We start from the raw sequence: 15,473 nt of genomic DNA, 5'->3' as shown, positions 1-15,473 counted from the left end.
GGGAGAGACGAAATGCCCTGTCTGAGTGAGAGGATGGGACTTGTCTAGGGTTCCATGCACGCGCTCAGAAGGGCATCTCGTAGATGCGATTGTCTCACAGTCATCCGGTCAGGTCTGCAGCATGTGATGACCCGAATCTCCTCGCAGCGGCAGGGTTGGTTCCGGTGATGTCGCTGGCCGAACGCGCGGGCCTGTCAGGGTTGGCCCGCGAGCATCTGACGGTGCCGACCGACAAAGGCGCCAACCCTGATCGGAAGGTGTTCTCGCTGGTCGCGGGGATGGTCGCCGGTGCTGACAGCATCGATGACATGACCATGTTGCGGCACGGGGCGATGGGCCGGGTGTTCGATCACCCGTATGCCCCGTCGACGTTGGGGTCGTTTCTGCGCGAGTTCTCCTTCGGGCATGTCCGCCAGCTCGATGCGATCGCCGCTCGCCTGTTGTCCGGGTTGCATGCCCGGACACCGGTGCTGGCCGGGATCGACGGGCCGGTGATGGTCGACATCGACGACTCGATCATCGAAGTGCATGGCCCGGCCAAACAGGGCGCCGGGTTCGGCTACACCCGCGTGCGCGGGTTGAACTCGGCGATCACCACCCTCACCACCGCGCAGGGTGCACCGGTGATCGCCGCGCAGCGTCTGCGCAAAGGGGCGTGCAACTCCGCACGCGGCGCACATCGATTGATCGCCGACACGCTGGCGACGCTCAAACGTCTGCGCTCGAAACAGGCTGCCGGCCAGGTGCTGCTGCGCGCGGACTCGGCGTTCTACGGTCACCGTGCCATCTTCCACCGCGATCCGTGCCGGCGCCAGGTGTCGGTCACCGTCCGTCAGGACTCGCACGTGCGGGCGGCGATCAGCGAGATCGCCGACGATGCCTGGACGGCGATCGAGTACACCGATGCCGTCTTCGACGAGGACACCGGCACGTGGGTGTCGCGCGCCGAGGTCGCCGAGATCGAGTTCACCGCGTTCACCTCCAAAGCCAAGCGCCTGCAGATTCCCGGGCGGCTGGTGGTGCGCCGCATTCCCGACTTCCAGCCCGACGGGGACGGGTTGTTCGAGGTGTGGCGGTTCCATGCGTTCTTCACCACCAGCACTCTCGACACCGTCACCGCCGACAAGACGCATCGCGGTCACGCGATCATCGAGCAGGTCCACGCCGACCTCAAGGCGTCCGCGTTGGCGCATCTGCCGTCGGGGAAGTTCTGCGCGAACGCCGCCTGGCTGGTGTGCGCGGTCATCGCATTCAACCTCACCCGAGCCGCCGCCAGTCTCGGCGGGAAACGCCTGGTCAAAGCCACCACCCCCACGATCCGCCGCACCCTGATCTGCATACCGGCCCGTATCGCGTCCTCAGCCCGACGCATCACCATGCACCTACCCGCTCGCTGGCCATGGGAACACGAGTGGAACCTGCTGTTCAGCAACACGATCGGACCACAACACCCAGCCTGACCCCTAACCAGCGGCCAGACAGCGGCCCCGACACGAAACCCAGTGAAACACGCCGACATCAGAGATCGGCGACTCTCACACGCCCACTGCCGGGCCGAACGCGCTCAACACCTTTCACGGCACGCCAGAAAGCTGATCGGTGGATCGAGGCTTAGGGAGCCGAAGTTGAGCACCGGACCGACCGTGATCTGCTTGGCGGGCACCGTGTACTGATTGGTTCCGGGTATCCCGCCGACGCGTAGACCCTCGCGCACACACCATCCGGTGATCGGGGGTCGACGCCGGGCTCGACCTCATGGGCACCGAGGGGGCCGCGCGGTCACGATGCGCGGTCACCCGCAACGCCGGATTGAGCCCCCGCTACTTCCACGAGAGCTTCGCCGACCGCACCGAACTGCTGATGGCGATCTTCGATCGGGCACTCGGCGGTACGCGAGTCCGTCATCAGCGCACTCACCGGCGCACTGTCGACACTGTTCGTCGACTGGAGCGACGGGCGGCTCGAGGACGTCACCCATCAACAACTGGTCGACTACGTGACGGCGCTCGTCCACGACATGGTGACCCGGCGACATGGTGACCCGGCGACATGGTGACCCGGCAAGTCGCGGCCCCTCCGTCGGCGACTCCGCAGCGACACCAGGAAGATCCCGACTGAGATCCGCCACGAGTGCGCTCTGCACATTCTGTGTGAGCGGACCTGCCACCGGGCTCAGCTCATGCCCCACCCCACGCGCCGAGGAAGTGGACCATAGATCACACCGAGATCTACTAGATCAATCTCTCTATTAGAGTGATAATTCAAATATGAGAGTTCGTCGGACACCACAACGGGTGGCAGCGCGTCGTGAGCAGATACTGGACACCGCACGACGGTTGTTCGACGCCGATGGCACCGCAGCGGTCAGCACCGCACGGATTGCCCGGGAGGCGGGCATCAGCCCAGGCAACCTCTACTACTGGTTCCCCGACAAGGCAGACATCGTCCGGGCACTCTACGAGCAGTGGAGCGTGCGATCCGAGCCTCCCATCGATCAGAACCGCACGGCGGACGAGATCCTGCAGACCCTCTGGTGGGCCGGGCGACGGCAGGCCACGGTCACCACCGAATTCGTCTTCTTCTCGCGCGAACTGTTCACGCTGCTCCACGCCGACCCCACGTTGCGGTCCATGTACCGCGCGAACTTCGAGCGACGACTGGCCCTGTTCGAAGCGATCGGGGAATCGGTGATCGGCGACGGGCTGATACGTCGGCCCGATCCACCATCCTCTGTTCGCGACGTCATCACACAGTTGTGGCTCGTCGCGGAGACTGCAGTTCCCTTCGCCGACGCCGTCGGCCGAGATCTCTTCGATCCGCACCGCGCGCACACTGCCATCATCGAACCCCTACTCACCGAGCGCGGTCGTCTCGCACTCGGACTGCCACCTCAAGGAGAATGGACATGAGCGACAACGAATCACACGCAGACGACACCGAATCGGTCGGTGCTGAATCTACCCCCGAGGATCCCCCGGATTCGCGTTCCGGCGAAGATGGCGAAGATGGCGAACCAGAGGCGTCAACACCGCCCACAACGCACCTGAACCGTCGATCAGTGCTGAAAGGCGTCGGGCTGGGGGCACTTGCCCTCGTCGTGGTGGGCAGCGGGGCGGTGGGTATCCGCGCGGCGACCAACGGTGTCTTCGACTCCGGCGAGGGCACACCGTATGACCTGTGGACGCAGTGGCAATCCGAGCGAGGGGTCGGCGGAATCGTCGCCGCCGGAGTCCTCGCCGCCAATCCCCACAACATCCAGCCGTGGACGTTTGTCGTCGGCACCGACAGCATCGACCTGTACGCCGATCCCACTCGCGCGATGCCGATCATGGATTCCGACGGCCGCGAACGTATGGTCGGATTCGGTTGCGCGATCGAGAACATGGCAATCGCGGCACGTGCCCGCGGACTCGTCGCCGAGGTCACCCCACTCCCCGACGCCAACGCCGGCCACATCGCCCATCTCGCACTGCAGCCGGGGGTCGTGCCCAGCACGCAGGACAGGGCGCTTGCCGAAGCAATCGGTCTGCGCCATTCGAATCGCGGCCCGTACGCCTCCCGATCGGTGTCGGAGACCGCGCTGTCCACACTGACCTCGGACTCCCCGGGACTCGGTGAACCGACGCCCGATGTCGTATGGATCACCGACACCGACCGCAGACGTGCCCTCGGCGAAATGTAGGTCCGCGCGACGCAGTCGATCATCGACGACACTCCGATGTCCGAAGAGTCGTTCGCGTGGTTTCGCAACGACCGCAGCGACATCGACCGCCACCGTGACGGACTGACTCTTGACGGCCAGGGGATGGCTCCCGCCATGCTGGCTGCGGCCAAGGTCCTTCCCGCACAATCACGGAGCAGCGGGGATGCGTTCTGGCTCAAGAGCACTCGCGACGTACACACCGCCACCGCCACCGCTTACGGCATCATTCGCGTTCCCGACGTTGCCAACCCACAATCACGCCTGGCCGGCGGCCGATTGATCCAACACATCCATCTCGCCGCGACCGCACAGGGAATCGCGATGCAGCACATGAACCAGATCACCGAACGCATCGCCCGTGACGCGGCCTTGCGACAGCCGGACGAATACGGCCCGCAATGGAGCCACGTGATCGGCATTCCCCAGGACGAAGGTCTGGTGTCGCTCCGGATCGGATACCCGGAGCGCGCGGCCGAGCCATCCCCGCGCCGCGCGCTCTCGGACGTGACACGCACAGCGTGACAGTGCAGATCGACGACGCCGAGCTCGACGGCGCGTGACAGTGCCTGCTCGGTGAACATCGTGCTGATGTCCACTCCGGTTCCACCCCACCCTGGCAACCTCACCCCGGCATCGGTCGCCACGTCAGCGTCGCCCTCAGCAACCCACCCGAACAATGAGACAAAACCGACTTGCTACGCTCTGTCAGCGAGAACGGTTCGCATCCCGAGAGCTGGATGCCAGGGAACCCGGTGCGACTCCGGGACTGGCGCGCAACGGTGTGGGTTTCACCTCACGGCATCACACGAGTGACCGCGAGGGTGTTCCCGAGTCCGATACCTGCCGTTCCACCGATGAGTCCATCGCGTACCTCGCGCACAGGTACCCCGACACACCGAGGTAGACGTGTACCTTCCCGGCATCTCACACCATCGCTGCCGGAACGATTTTCACTCGTGACGGCGCCGAGGATCAGGACCCGCTTCACCGCCCGCACTCCGGTTGGCCCAGCCGCCCGGCGCCTACCGCCGCTCGCGCTCACCGGAGTCCTCGCAGCACTGACCTGCCTCAGCCTCGTGACGTCGGTGGCATTCGGGGCCGAACACATCCCGATCTCCGAGGTGTGGCAGACCGTCATCGGCAGGTTCACCGGCAACGAGGTCGACGCCGCCTACTCGGTGATCGTGTGGGATCTGCGTCTGCCCCGCTCGATCCTGGCCGCGATCGTCGGGGCCGGACTCGCCCTGGCCGGCGCCGTGATGCAGGTGCTGGTGCGCAATCCGCTCGCGGAGCCGTACCTGCTGGGTGTCTCCGCCGGAGCCGCCGTCGGCGCAACCGCGGTACTGACGATGGGAGCCCTTGCCGGACTGGGGATCTGGGCGCTGACCGGCGGCGCACTCATCGGAGCGCTGGTCGCCACCGTGACCGTGTACTCCGTTGCGTTGGCCCAGGGCGGGCTGACTCCGATCCGGCTGATCCTGTCCGGAGTCGTGTTGTCGTCGGCGTTCATGTCGTTGTCGTCGCTGATGGTCTTCTCCGCCGGCGACCCGCAGGCCGCAGAGGGGGTGATGTTCTGGATGCTGGGCAGTGTCGCCGGGGCGACCTGGGCAAAGGTCCCGCTGGCCGGAGTGGTCGTGCTGACCACATTGCTCGGCATGCTCCTGATCCATTCCTGGCTTGATGCCTACGCGACGGGCAATGACACCGCTTCCTCTCTGGGCGTACCCGTCGCCGCGCTGCGCACCGGCTTGTTCGTGGTCCAGGGCGTGCTGGTCGGCGTACTCGTGGCCGTGTCGGGTGGAATCGGGTTCGTGGGCCTGATCATTCCCCACGCGGCCCGCATGCTGGTGGGGGCCACGCATCGCGCGATGCTGCCGGTCGCCGTGTGCGGCGGAGCGCTGTTCCTGGTGTGGGTGGACGTCATCTCCCGGGTGGCGGCCGCACCGCGGGAGATGCCGTTGGGCATCGTCACCGGACTCATCGGTGCCCCGGTATTCCTCTACCTCATGGGTCGTCGTCGGTACTCCTTCGGTAGTGGCGGATGAGCGTCCCGGCGGCCATCGCAGCCCCTGAGGTGTCGCTGACCGCGTGCGGTGTCGAATGCCGACGCGGCGGCCGAGTCATCGTCTCTGGCGTCCATGTGTCGGTTCCGGCGGCGACGCGCCTGGCCCTCATCGGTCCGAACGGCGCCGGCAAGACCACCCTGCTGCGGGTACTCGCCGGACTCGAGGCACCGGCGGCCGGGACCGTCCGTCTCGGTGCCGACGACCTGCACGCGATGCGTCCACGGCAGCGAGCGCGTATGGTCGCCGTCGTCGGCCAGGAGGAGCAGCCCTCGGCCGAACTCACACTGACCGAAGCCGTGGGACTGGGACGGACGCCGCACCGCAGCCCGTGGGCCCCCGCCGGAGACGCCGAGCGTGAGATCATCACTCGCGCACTGCAAACGGTTGGGCTCGCAGGCGCTGAACAACGATCGTGCACACAGCTATCCGGCGGCGAACGTCATCGTGTGGTGCTCGCCCGAGCGCTCGCGCAGGACACGCCGATTCTTGTCCTCGACGAACCGACCAACCACCTCGACGCCGCGTGGCGACTTCGTCTGATGCGCATTCTCGACGAACTCGACGCCACCATCGTCGCCGCCATGCACGACCTCGACCTGGTGCTGCGGCATTTCGATCAGGTCGCCGTCATCGCCGACGGCGGCATCGTCGCCGTCGGCACACCGACAGAGGTCCTCGACTCCGAACTGCTGCGCACCGTCTTCTCAGTGCACGGCGACGTCGTGCACCACCCCCGAACCGGAAAACCCCACCTGCTGCTCACCGATGCAGAATCCGCCGACGACACCGATCAAGGATGACAACTCAGATGATTACCGCCCAGCGCCATATTCCCGCCGTAGGCCTCGCCGTCACCGCACTGGTATTGGGGCTCACCGCGTGTGGCTCCGACACCGAGACCGGCGCATCTGCTGACACAGTCACCGTCACCAATTGTGGTGAGGATGTCACCTACGACCAGCCACTCGAGCGCCTCTTCGTCAATGACGGTGGCATGATCGCCATCTCCCTGGCCGCGGGCGCTGCGGACCAGATCGTGGCAGTGAGTTCGATGGCACGCGACGCCGACGTGCTGCGACTCGAGTACGGCGCTCAGGTCGACGAACTCAAGCAGGTGGCGCCCGAGCAACCGACATTGGAGAACATCGTCGGAGCGAGGCCGCAGGTGCTCTACGCCGGATACAACTACGGCATGAGTGAATCCCGTGGCATCACGCCCGAGATCCTCGCCCAGCACGGCATCGATGTCTATCAACTGTCCGAGGCATGCCGTCAGGTCAACGGCGAGAGTGCACGCGGCACAATGGATCCCTGGGTCGCACTCGATACCGACCTCCGCAACATCGGGACCATCACCGCCAACGCCGATGTCGGCGCACAGGCTGCCGACGATGTCCAGACCCGCCTTCAGGCGCTTCGCGCGGCCCCGCAGCCCACTGACAAGCCCACCGTCTTCCTGTTCGACAGCGGCACCGACACGGTCTTCTCGTCCGGGTCCTTCGGTGGCCCTCAGGGAATCATCGACGCCGCCGGTGCGCGCAACGCCACCGAGGATGTGCAGGACACCTGGACCACCGTCAGCTGGGAGCGTGTGGCGACCGCCGACCCCGATGTGATCGCGTTCGTCGATTATCCCGGACAGTCCGTCGAGGAGAAGATCGCGGCGCTGCGCAGCAACCCGGCAAGCCGAAACCTCCGCGCCGTCAAGGAAAACCGCTTCATCAATCTCCCCTACGCCATGTGGGTGTCGAGTCCCCTGAACATCGATTCCGCGGAAATCCTGCGTAAGGTCTTCGAGGCCCACGACCTCGCTCCGCAGTCCCGGATCACGCCGACACTGGACGTCAGGCGACTCGGACTCGGCGGCAACGACTGGCTGACCTACTGAGTCATTCGTTCTCCGACTACGTCGCCACCGGGACCTTTCGGTACGCGGGCTTCGGCAACCGAATCCGATGTGATCGTTGCCGGCTCGGCCTACCGATCACTCGGGGCCACCTCGGCGAATACCCCTGCGGGTGGTGTTGGGGCACCGGGTGTCGTAACGGGATCGCCAAGCCGAGAGGACGCCATCATGACCACCACCGACCCCGACGCCCCCGGTACCGTCACCCGCCCTCCCATCCAGCCGGCTTCACTCCGGTCTGTACCTCGGAGTTCGTCACCTTCGCCGCGATGTGAGGACGAATTCCGTTCCTACAAATCCAGCGTGCGCCCTGGCGATCGTCAATCACCCGCCGGACCATCGATCACCCAGTGCGGCAACAGTTCAGTCGAGGACGCGGTCGTCTTGAAGGAACTCCACGAGTATCCCGTCTGGGTCGGTGATGAAGAAGTACCGCACGCCGGTGCGCCCCTCGGTGATGGTGGTCGAGGCCGGACACAGACCGCGCTCGGTGAAGTCGCGTAGGCATTCGTCGACGGAATCCACTTGCAGACCAAAGTGCTTCACTCCGATCTTGGGGAGATCGGTGATCAGTTCGCGGGCCGCTTGCGGCAGCGGTTGCGATGCGGCGAAGGTGAACAACTCGAGAATCACCCCGTCGAGGCGCAGGTGGGAGACCGACATGGATGCGTCGGGAGCGTCGTACCGCAGCACCTCCCGGAAGCCGAACTGTGCGTAGAACCGAGTCGACCTCTCGATCGACGCCACACTGATCGCCACATGGTGGACGGAGAATCGCATTCGACAACTATCCCGGCCGACACCGCCGGCGCACAAATCCCCTCCCGAGCCGGCTAAGGCGATCTGTCAGCTCGCTCACCGTCACCGTCGGCCCGGGCTGCTCTTTGTCATGCTGTCGATCCAGCTGGGGTGCCGGCTTCGCGATGGTGCGCCGGATCTTTCGCGAGAAGACACGCCGTCTCGGAGCCGTTGCTGAATGTCAGTGATGACCGGTTCGGGGCAGAGCCCAACCGCAAGTCACCTGGGCGGGCCGGACATTCGACGCCGACCCGGGTCGATCACGCCGCGTCGCAGAAGCGCAGTCGCACCGCCCCGGGGCGCCTCGTCACCTCTCGTCGTCCGGGACCCCGGCTGACGCCACTCACGGTGCACTACATACCCGCGGCGCCGTCGAGGGCGACCTCGGTCGCAGGCCCGTGCGCTTCTCCGATCGGCCACCGCACGTTGATGAGCACACCCGCGACCACCGCGACGGAGGCCAGGATCGCCGCGGCCACGTAGAAGCCCGTACTCTGCCCGTGGACCATTGCCTGTGCTTGCACGGTCGCCATGTCTGCGGGACCGTGAATCGACGACAGGTGGCCGGTCACGTACGAGGCGGCGGCGGTGGCGGCGATGGTGTTCAACAGTGCGGTACCGATGGCACCGCCGACCTGCTGCGAGGTGTTGACCATCGCCGAAGCCACGCCCGCGTCACGCGGTTCGACGCCGTAGGTGGCGAGGTTGATCGACGTCATGAAGACCGTGCCCATCCCCATGCCGAGGACCAACAACGCCGGGAACACCACGGTCCAGTAGCGCGTCGACTCGGCCGAGATCTGACTGAGCAGCAGCATGCCGCAGGAGGCGAGGAGTGCACCGGGGACGATGAGGAATCGCGGGGGTACCCGGGTGATCAGCCGGGCCGCGATCTGGGTGGAGCCCAGCAGCATCCCGAATACCATCGGCAGGAAGGCCACGCCCGCACTCAGCGGTGAATAGTGGTGCACCACTTGCATATAGAGCGTGAGGAACAGGAAGGAGCCGAACATCGCGGTCGTCGCCAGTGCGACGCTGAGGTAGGCGCCACCGCGGGCGCGGTCGGCGACGACCCGCAGCGGCAGGAGCGGGTGCGGGCTGCGGGCCTGCCAGGCCACAAAGGCCACCAGCAGGACGACTGCCGCGACCAGGCAGGTGACCGTGCCGGTGTCACCCCAACCCTCTTCGGCCGCTCGGCTGAATCCGTAGACGACGAGGGCCAGGCCGCTGCCGCCGAGGATCACTCCGAGGATGTCGAGACCCGGGGCGTGGTCGTGGGCACGGGCCGGTTCCTTGATTTCGACGATGGCACCGAACAGCGCAATTGCGGCGAACACCACGTTGATGTACATGGTCCAGCGCCAATCGAGGACCTGGGTCAGCAGCCCACCGAGCAACAGCCCGATCGCGGCGCCGCCACCGGCGATGGCGCCGAAGATGCCGAACGCTCGCGCGCGCTCCTTCGGCGACGTGAACGTCACCGTCAACAACGACAGTGCAGCGGGGGCCAGCAGCGCACCGAACGCACCCTGCAACGCCCGCGCACCGAACAGCATGGCCTCGTTCACCGCGGCACCACCGAGTGCTGAGGCGGCGGCGAATCCGACCAGGCCGACCATCAACGCCCGACGACGCCCCCACAGATCGGCGATGCGGCCACCGAAGAGCAACAAACCACCGAATGCCAGGGCGTAGGCGGTGATCACCCACTGCTGGTTGGCCGTGGTGATACCGAGATCGACCTTGGCATCGGGCAGGGCGATCTAGACGACGGTGCCGTCGAGCACGACCATCAACTGCGCGATGCAGATGAACACCAACGCTTTCCAGCGCCGTGGGTCGGGTTCGGCAGGGGGCACCGAGTTCTGGTGTGGCGAGTTCTCAGGTGCTGAGTTCTGCGGCGATGCGGAGGAGGACATTCACGACTCGCTTGCGTCGAGGTGGCTCGGTGCCACGTCGGATTCCGTCGATTGCCGGCCATCCGCCGCGGCTACCGGAGGTGCGGACTCCACTTAGCCTACCCGGCCATGCCCGTCTGCCACAGTGCCCCGGAGATCCGCGGTTCTCTCACTCCTCGTCGAGCCATCGGCGCCGTTCCTTCTTGTTCGCAAAAGCGACTCTCTACCTTCATTTTTTACGATTCGATGACCATTCCCGACAATCGTCGATTGTGGCCGTCTGCGCACGTACGGTAGCCCCGTCACATCCGACCGATACCCGCGCGAAGACGAGGACAACCGTCATGTCCGAATCTGATCTGATCACTTTCGAAACGAGCCGCGCGCGGTCGTCACCGGGATCCTCGGGCGGTCGCTCAGGCCTGCGCGGCCTGAGCCAAGGACGTCCGCACCTGTTGGTCGGAGAGCTGCTCGAAATGATCGTAGGCACCCCCGACGCCGTGGAAGTCCCGCGGCAGCAGCGGGCAGATGACCTCGGCCACCTCGGTGAGGCGGGCCACCGCGTCGGGCGGGGCCACGGGCACTGCGATCACCACATCCGCTGCGCCGGATCTTCGGAGCGCACCGACGGCCGCCCGCGCCGTCGCTCCGGTGGCGATGCCGTCGTCGACCACCACCACGGTCCTCCCGCGGACGTCGACGGCGGGTCGGCTGCCGCGGTAGGCGGTGGCACGCCGTTGCAGTTCGGCGCGTTCGGTATCGATGACGCGCTGCAGATCCTCCGACGACGTGCCGGTGGCCCGGATGATGTCGTCGTTGGTGACCACCACCCCATCACTGCTGATCGCACCCGCGGCCAGTTCCGGCTGACCGGGCACCCCGAGCTTCCGCACGATGTACACATCCAGCGGAGCATGAAGATACTTCGCCACCGGCACGGCCACCGGAACCCCGCCGCGCGGTAGCGCCAGGACCACGACCGATCGATCACGAAGTGAGCCACAGTGATCGGCGAGCGCACGCCCGGCCTGCTCCCGATCCCGATATCGCCGTCGGGTCATCATCGACCTCCTCAGGTGCGTGACGCCCCACGTACCACCGTTGCGCGAACCAAGGCCGCCACGACGATTATCCACCCGGCGGGTGCAGATCCGTGCCGTGTCACACGATGTCGGTGGGGTGCGTCGGTTCGTCGCCGCCCAGAGCGCCGCGCCCCAGTCCGAGTTCGTGCTCCATGGCACGACGAACCAGCCTGCCCCGGTCGGGTGCACCGGCGTAGTGCACGAGGGCGTGCGCATTGACGCCGTCGATCATTCCCAGGAACTGCCAGGCGACATCGCCGGGTTCGTCGGTGGTGAATTCACCGGCGGCGGTTCCTTCCTCAATGATGCCCACCACCAGCGCCTGCCAGGAGTCCATCACCGCACGCACCGCCGCCGCCAAAGCCTCGTTGATCCGCCCGAGACTGAAGGCGTCGGCCCAGACCGCGGTGACCTCGTCGCGCGAGGGTTCCAGCAACGTTGCGATGAGCAGCCGCAGTTTCTCGGTGGCGGTCGCGCCCTCCCCGATGATCTCCACGATCTCGCCGACCTCGGCGGTGGTGATCGCCGTGAAGGTGGACGCCACGAGTTCGTCCATGTTCGGCTCGTAATGCGCGACCAGAGCCGGTGCAACACCGACGCGCGCGGCAACCGAACGCAACGTCAGCGCGGACAGGCCCGATGTCCGGGCCAGATCTCCTGCGGAAGAACGTATCTCGGCCGCTCGCTCGGCCGGCGACTTGCGCGCGGCCCGGGGACGCACACCACGTGATACCTGAACCATGCAGCGATCATCGACGCTGTTGGTCGCCGAGTCAACAGCTATTGACCTCCTGGCCAATAATTTCGTCGGACCCCTTGACGCCCACCTCCCTGCGACCTACCCTCGTAGTTATTGACCACTCGATCAATACTGAGAGGCTTCACCGATGTCGTGGACCATGCCCGCCGAGACTGCTCGGCACGAGCGCGTGTGGATGGCGTTCCCGAGAACCAACACCACCCTGACCGAGAGCGCATCAGAGGCCGAGACCGCCTATGCGGCTTGGAGTCTCGTTGCCAACACCGTTGCCGATTTCGAGCCGGTGAGCATGGTCGTCGACCCGACCGAGATGACCCGCGCCCGCGCGATGCTCAGCAACACCGTCGAGATCATCGAAGCACCTCTCGACGATGCCTGGATGCGCGACATCGGCCCGACGTTCGTCACCGACGACGTCACCGGCCGGCTCGCCGCCGTGGACTGGACCTTCAACGGCTGGGGCGCGCAGGACTGGGCCCAGTGGGACAACGATCGTCGGATCGGTCGGCTCGTCGCCGCGGCGGCAGACGTACCGGTGATCAGCTCGATGCTCGTCCAGGAGGGCGGCGCCATTCACGTCGACGGTGAGGGCACCGTACTCGTCACCGAGACCGTCCAGCTCGATCCGCACCGAAACCCTTATGCCACAAAAGAAACGATCGAGGCCGAACTCGAGCGCACCATCGGGGCGCGAAAGGTCATCTGGCTGCCGCGGGGACTGACTCGCGACTACGAGCGGTTCGGTACCCGCGGACACATCGACATGGTCGCCACCATCGCCTCCCCCGGCACGCTGCTCCTGCACCAGCAGAACAACCCCGAGCACCCCGACCATCAGGTGATGCTCGATCTGCGTGAGTTCCTGGCGGGCACGACCGACGCCGCCGGACGCCCGTGGACCATCGTCGATCTGCCCGCACCGGAGGTCATTCGGGACGCGGACGGCTTCGTCGACTACAGCTACATCAACCACCTCGTGGTCAACGACGGCGTGATCGCATGCGGCTACGGCGAACCGGCAGCCGACGCGCATGCCGTCGAGATCCTCGCCTCGGCGTATCCCGGTCGCCGCGTCGTCACCATCGACGCCCGCGAGATCCTCGCCAGGGGCGGTGGCATCCACTGCATCACCCAGCAGCAACCGGCCGTCGGGACCACCCGATGAGCACGGCCATCCCGACCGCCGGCGACATCTCGACACCACCGCTGGTCGAGGCGACGGTCGCCGAACTGGGCGCGGCCCTGGCCGACGGTACCGTGACCAGCGTCGAACTCGTCGCCGGATACCTCAATCGAATCGCACGGTATGACCGGCACGGACCGACCCTGAACGCCGTACCCGTCCTCAACCCCGAGATGTTCGCCGAGGCACGCGCGAGCGATGAGCGCCGGGCGCGCGGCGAGTCCCGCGGCCCCCTCGACGGGATTCCCTACACCGCCAAGGACAGCTACCGGGTGACCGGGCTACCCGTCGCGTCCGGCTCACCCGCATTCGAGCATCTTCTCGCCGGATCGGATGCCTTTGCCGTCGAGCAACTGCGCCGTGCCGGCGCGATCTGCATCGGATTGACCAACATGCCCCCGATGGCCAACGGCGGCATGCAACGGGGTGTCTACGGTCGCGCCGAAAGCCCCTATAACCCACGGTTTCTCGCGTCCGCGTATCTGTCCGGTTCGTCCAACGGGTCCGGGGTGTCGACGGCGGCGAGCATGGCGGCATTCGGATTGGGTGAGGAAACGTGGTCGAGTGGGCGGTCACCCGCGTCGAACAATGCGCTCGTCGCCTATACCCCGTCACGTGGCGTCATCTCGGTGCGCGGTAACTGGCCACTGACACCCACCATGGACGTCGTGGTCCCCCAGACCCGCACCATGGACGACCTTCTGGCGCTCCTCGATGTCCTGGTGGTCGACGATCCGCAGACCCGCGGCGACTTCTGGCGCACCCAACCATGGGTGACGTTGCCGGCCGCATCCGAGGTGCGGCCACCCTCCTATCTCGACCTCCGCGATCCAGAGTCCCTGCGGGGCAGGCAGTTCGGTGTTCCACGCATCCTGCTGGGCGATGACGATGAGGCCGGTTGGCCGATCACGCCGCGGCCATCGGTCATCGCGCTATGGGAGCGGGCGCGGGCCGATCTGGAGGCGGCCGGCGCAACGGTGATCGAGGTCGACTTCCCGGCTCTGACCAACTACGAACTCGACCGGCCGAGTGCCCGCGACGGATACGCCCGCGGCATTCTGCCGGACGGTTTCTTCGACGCGGAGATGTGGGATCTGACCACCTGGTCGTGGAACGACTTTCTGCAGGCCACCGGCGACGACTCCCTCGATCGGCTGGCCGAGGTGGACGGGGACCTGATCTTCCCTCTCCCCGACGGCGCCATCCCCGACGAACTCGGCGGCTATTACGCCCGCTACAACCTGGACATCGGCGAGTACCCGGCCCGCGCGGCCCGTGGCATCACCCCACTCGAGGAGATCCCCGGCCTCGCCGACGGCGTGCGCGGTCTCGAGGAGTCGCGCCGCATCGATCTCGAGGAGTGGCTCGACGACCTCGGTCTCGACGCGCTGGTGTTTCCGTCGGCGCTCGATGTTGGCGCGGCAGACGCGGACACCAATCCGGACTCGCACGAGCGGGCAATGGCCAACGGTGTGTGGGTGTCCACCGGCAACACCATGATTCGGCACTACGGCGTCCCGACCGTGAACGTCACGATGGGGACGATGGCCGACATCGGCATGCCGGTCAACCTGACCTTCGCGGGTCGGGCGTACAGCGACAACGCCCTGTTGGCATACGCCTGGGCCTACGAACAGGTGTCGCGCCGACGCGTGCCACCGTCGTCGACGCCGGAACTTCCGGGGCTCCACCGGCCCGCCCCTTCCACCGGCGGGCCGACGCCGACCCTGTCGGTGCACGCGGACGCACGTATTTCGGGCGACGTCACCACGATCGAGGTGTCCGGGACCACCGACGCCGCATTGCTCCAGATATTCGTCAACGGTGAGGCCGTGGCACCGCACCGCGACGCGCGCGCCTTCACGGCGACCACCGAGATCCCGACGGCCGAACTAGAACGTCGCCATTCCCAGTGGCGAGATCCCTACGGAGCCATCGTGATGGCGGTCGCGACCTCATCCGGCGGCACCGCCACCGCCGAGTATCTCGTCGTCGGCGGTATCGCCTGAGCGCTGTCAACGTAATTCCGGGCGCTGTCAACGACATTGAGGGCGCTGTCAACCCGATCGGAGTTGAC

General features: G+C 66.3%; 14 protein-coding genes and 1 riboswitch. Of the genes, 9 read left to right on the top strand and 5 right to left on the bottom strand.

Annotated elements, in window-relative coordinates; all coding sequences use genetic code 11:
* Positions 1-83 precede the first annotated feature (83 nt).
* The 7 genes from ACWDPV_RS17190 (at position 84) to ACWDPV_RS17160 (ending at position 7,657) form a co-directional block, all read left to right on the top strand.
* Positions 84-1,460 (top strand): IS1380 family transposase, encoded by a 1,377-nt coding sequence (locus ACWDPV_RS17190; protein WP_348803970.1) that lies wholly within the window; start codon positions 84-86, stop codon positions 1,458-1,460.
* 807 nt (positions 1,461-2,267) lie between these two features.
* Positions 2,268-2,909: a TetR/AcrR family transcriptional regulator gene (locus tag ACWDPV_RS17185; RefSeq protein WP_348803971.1), complete on the top strand. Its 642-nt coding sequence runs from the start codon at positions 2,268-2,270 to the stop codon at positions 2,907-2,909.
* A gap of 149 nt (positions 2,910-3,058) precedes the next feature.
* Positions 3,059-3,682, top strand: coding sequence for a hypothetical protein (locus ACWDPV_RS17180; RefSeq protein WP_449743964.1), 624 nt, complete (start codon positions 3,059-3,061; stop codon positions 3,680-3,682).
* Positions 3,683-3,817: 135 nt separating this feature from the next.
* Positions 3,818-4,225 (top strand): hypothetical protein, encoded by a 408-nt coding sequence (locus ACWDPV_RS17175; protein WP_449743963.1) that lies wholly within the window; start codon positions 3,818-3,820, stop codon positions 4,223-4,225.
* 176 nt (positions 4,226-4,401) lie between these two features.
* Positions 4,402-4,565: riboswitch (cobalamin riboswitch) on the top strand.
* A gap of 196 nt (positions 4,566-4,761) precedes the next feature.
* Positions 4,762-5,748, top strand: coding sequence for a FecCD family ABC transporter permease (locus ACWDPV_RS17170; protein WP_449744022.1), 987 nt, complete (start codon positions 4,762-4,764; stop codon positions 5,746-5,748).
* Complete coding sequence (locus ACWDPV_RS17165) at positions 5,745-6,569, top strand: ABC transporter ATP-binding protein (protein WP_449743962.1); 825 nt, start codon at positions 5,745-5,747, stop codon at positions 6,567-6,569. Before ACWDPV_RS17170 ends, ACWDPV_RS17165 begins: the two co-directional genes overlap by 4 nt.
* Before the next feature lie 8 nt (positions 6,570-6,577).
* The gene (locus tag ACWDPV_RS17160) at positions 6,578-7,657 is read left to right on the top strand and encodes an ABC transporter substrate-binding protein (protein WP_449743961.1); all 1,080 of its coding nucleotides are present in this window, start codon (positions 6,578-6,580) and stop codon (positions 7,655-7,657) included.
* A gap of 381 nt (positions 7,658-8,038) precedes the next feature.
* On the opposite strand, the gene ACWDPV_RS17155 is transcribed toward ACWDPV_RS17160, so the two are convergent.
* The 5 genes from ACWDPV_RS17155 to ACWDPV_RS17135 all read right to left on the bottom strand — a co-directional run bounded on the left by ACWDPV_RS17155 (position 8,039) and on the right by ACWDPV_RS17135 (position 12,195).
* Entirely contained in the window at positions 8,039-8,455 is a 417-nt protein-coding gene (locus tag ACWDPV_RS17155) for a VOC family protein (protein ID WP_449743960.1), read from the bottom strand.
* A gap of 371 nt (positions 8,456-8,826) precedes the next feature.
* The gene (locus ACWDPV_RS17150; RefSeq protein WP_449744021.1) at positions 8,827-10,236 is read right to left on the bottom strand and encodes an MFS transporter; all 1,410 of its coding nucleotides are present in this window, start codon (positions 10,234-10,236) and stop codon (positions 8,827-8,829) included.
* Positions 10,237-10,392, bottom strand: a complete 156-nt coding sequence (locus ACWDPV_RS17145) for a hypothetical protein (RefSeq protein WP_449743959.1) — start codon at positions 10,390-10,392, stop codon at positions 10,237-10,239.
* 395 nt (positions 10,393-10,787) lie between these two features.
* Positions 10,788-11,432, bottom strand: coding sequence for a phosphoribosyltransferase (locus ACWDPV_RS17140; RefSeq protein ID WP_449744020.1), 645 nt, complete (start codon positions 11,430-11,432; stop codon positions 10,788-10,790).
* A gap of 100 nt (positions 11,433-11,532) precedes the next feature.
* Positions 11,533-12,195 (bottom strand): TetR/AcrR family transcriptional regulator, encoded by a 663-nt coding sequence (locus ACWDPV_RS17135; RefSeq protein WP_348803979.1) that lies wholly within the window; start codon positions 12,193-12,195, stop codon positions 11,533-11,535.
* Positions 12,196-12,340: 145 nt separating this feature from the next.
* Between ACWDPV_RS17135 and ACWDPV_RS17130 the strand changes: the two genes are divergently transcribed.
* Together ACWDPV_RS17130 and ACWDPV_RS17125 are read left to right on the top strand one after the other, a co-directional pair.
* Positions 12,341-13,378 carry an agmatine deiminase family protein gene (locus ACWDPV_RS17130; RefSeq protein WP_348803980.1) on the top strand — a complete coding sequence of 346 codons (1,038 nt, stop codon included), beginning with the start codon at positions 12,341-12,343 and terminating at the stop codon, positions 13,376-13,378.
* Positions 13,375-15,405: an amidase gene (locus ACWDPV_RS17125; protein ID WP_449743958.1), complete on the top strand. Its 2,031-nt coding sequence runs from the start codon at positions 13,375-13,377 to the stop codon at positions 15,403-15,405. The genes ACWDPV_RS17130 and ACWDPV_RS17125 overlap by 4 nt, the downstream gene beginning before the upstream one ends.
* Positions 15,406-15,473: the final 68 nt, after the last annotated feature.

Source organism: Gordonia sp. NPDC003504 (assembly GCF_053587995.1).
The sequence above is the reverse complement of the archived record's forward strand: the minus strand, read 5'-3'. Positions and strand labels throughout refer to the sequence as shown.

Coding starts and splice junctions, on each gene's coding strand:
- ACWDPV_RS17190 (WP_348803970.1), top strand. CDS start 84: ATGCGATTGTCTCACAGTCATCCGGTCAGGTCTGCAGCATGTGATGAC.
- ACWDPV_RS17185 (WP_348803971.1), top strand. CDS start 2,268: ATGAGAGTTCGTCGGACACCACAACGGGTGGCAGCGCGTCGTGAGCAG.
- ACWDPV_RS17175 (WP_449743963.1), top strand. CDS start 3,818: ATGCTGGCTGCGGCCAAGGTCCTTCCCGCACAATCACGGAGCAGCGGG.
- ACWDPV_RS17165 (WP_449743962.1), top strand. CDS start 5,745: ATGAGCGTCCCGGCGGCCATCGCAGCCCCTGAGGTGTCGCTGACCGCG.
- ACWDPV_RS17160 (WP_449743961.1), top strand. CDS start 6,578: ATGATTACCGCCCAGCGCCATATTCCCGCCGTAGGCCTCGCCGTCACC.
- ACWDPV_RS17155 (WP_449743960.1), bottom strand. CDS start 8,455: ATGCGATTCTCCGTCCACCATGTGGCGATCAGTGTGGCGTCGATCGAG.
- ACWDPV_RS17145 (WP_449743959.1), bottom strand. CDS start 10,392: ATGTCCTCCTCCGCATCGCCGCAGAACTCAGCACCTGAGAACTCGCCA.
- ACWDPV_RS17140 (WP_449744020.1), bottom strand. CDS start 11,432: ATGACCCGACGGCGATATCGGGATCGGGAGCAGGCCGGGCGTGCGCTC.
- ACWDPV_RS17135 (WP_348803979.1), bottom strand. CDS start 12,195: ATGGTTCAGGTATCACGTGGTGTGCGTCCCCGGGCCGCGCGCAAGTCG.
- ACWDPV_RS17130 (WP_348803980.1), top strand. CDS start 12,341: ATGTCGTGGACCATGCCCGCCGAGACTGCTCGGCACGAGCGCGTGTGG.
- ACWDPV_RS17125 (WP_449743958.1), top strand. CDS start 13,375: ATGAGCACGGCCATCCCGACCGCCGGCGACATCTCGACACCACCGCTG.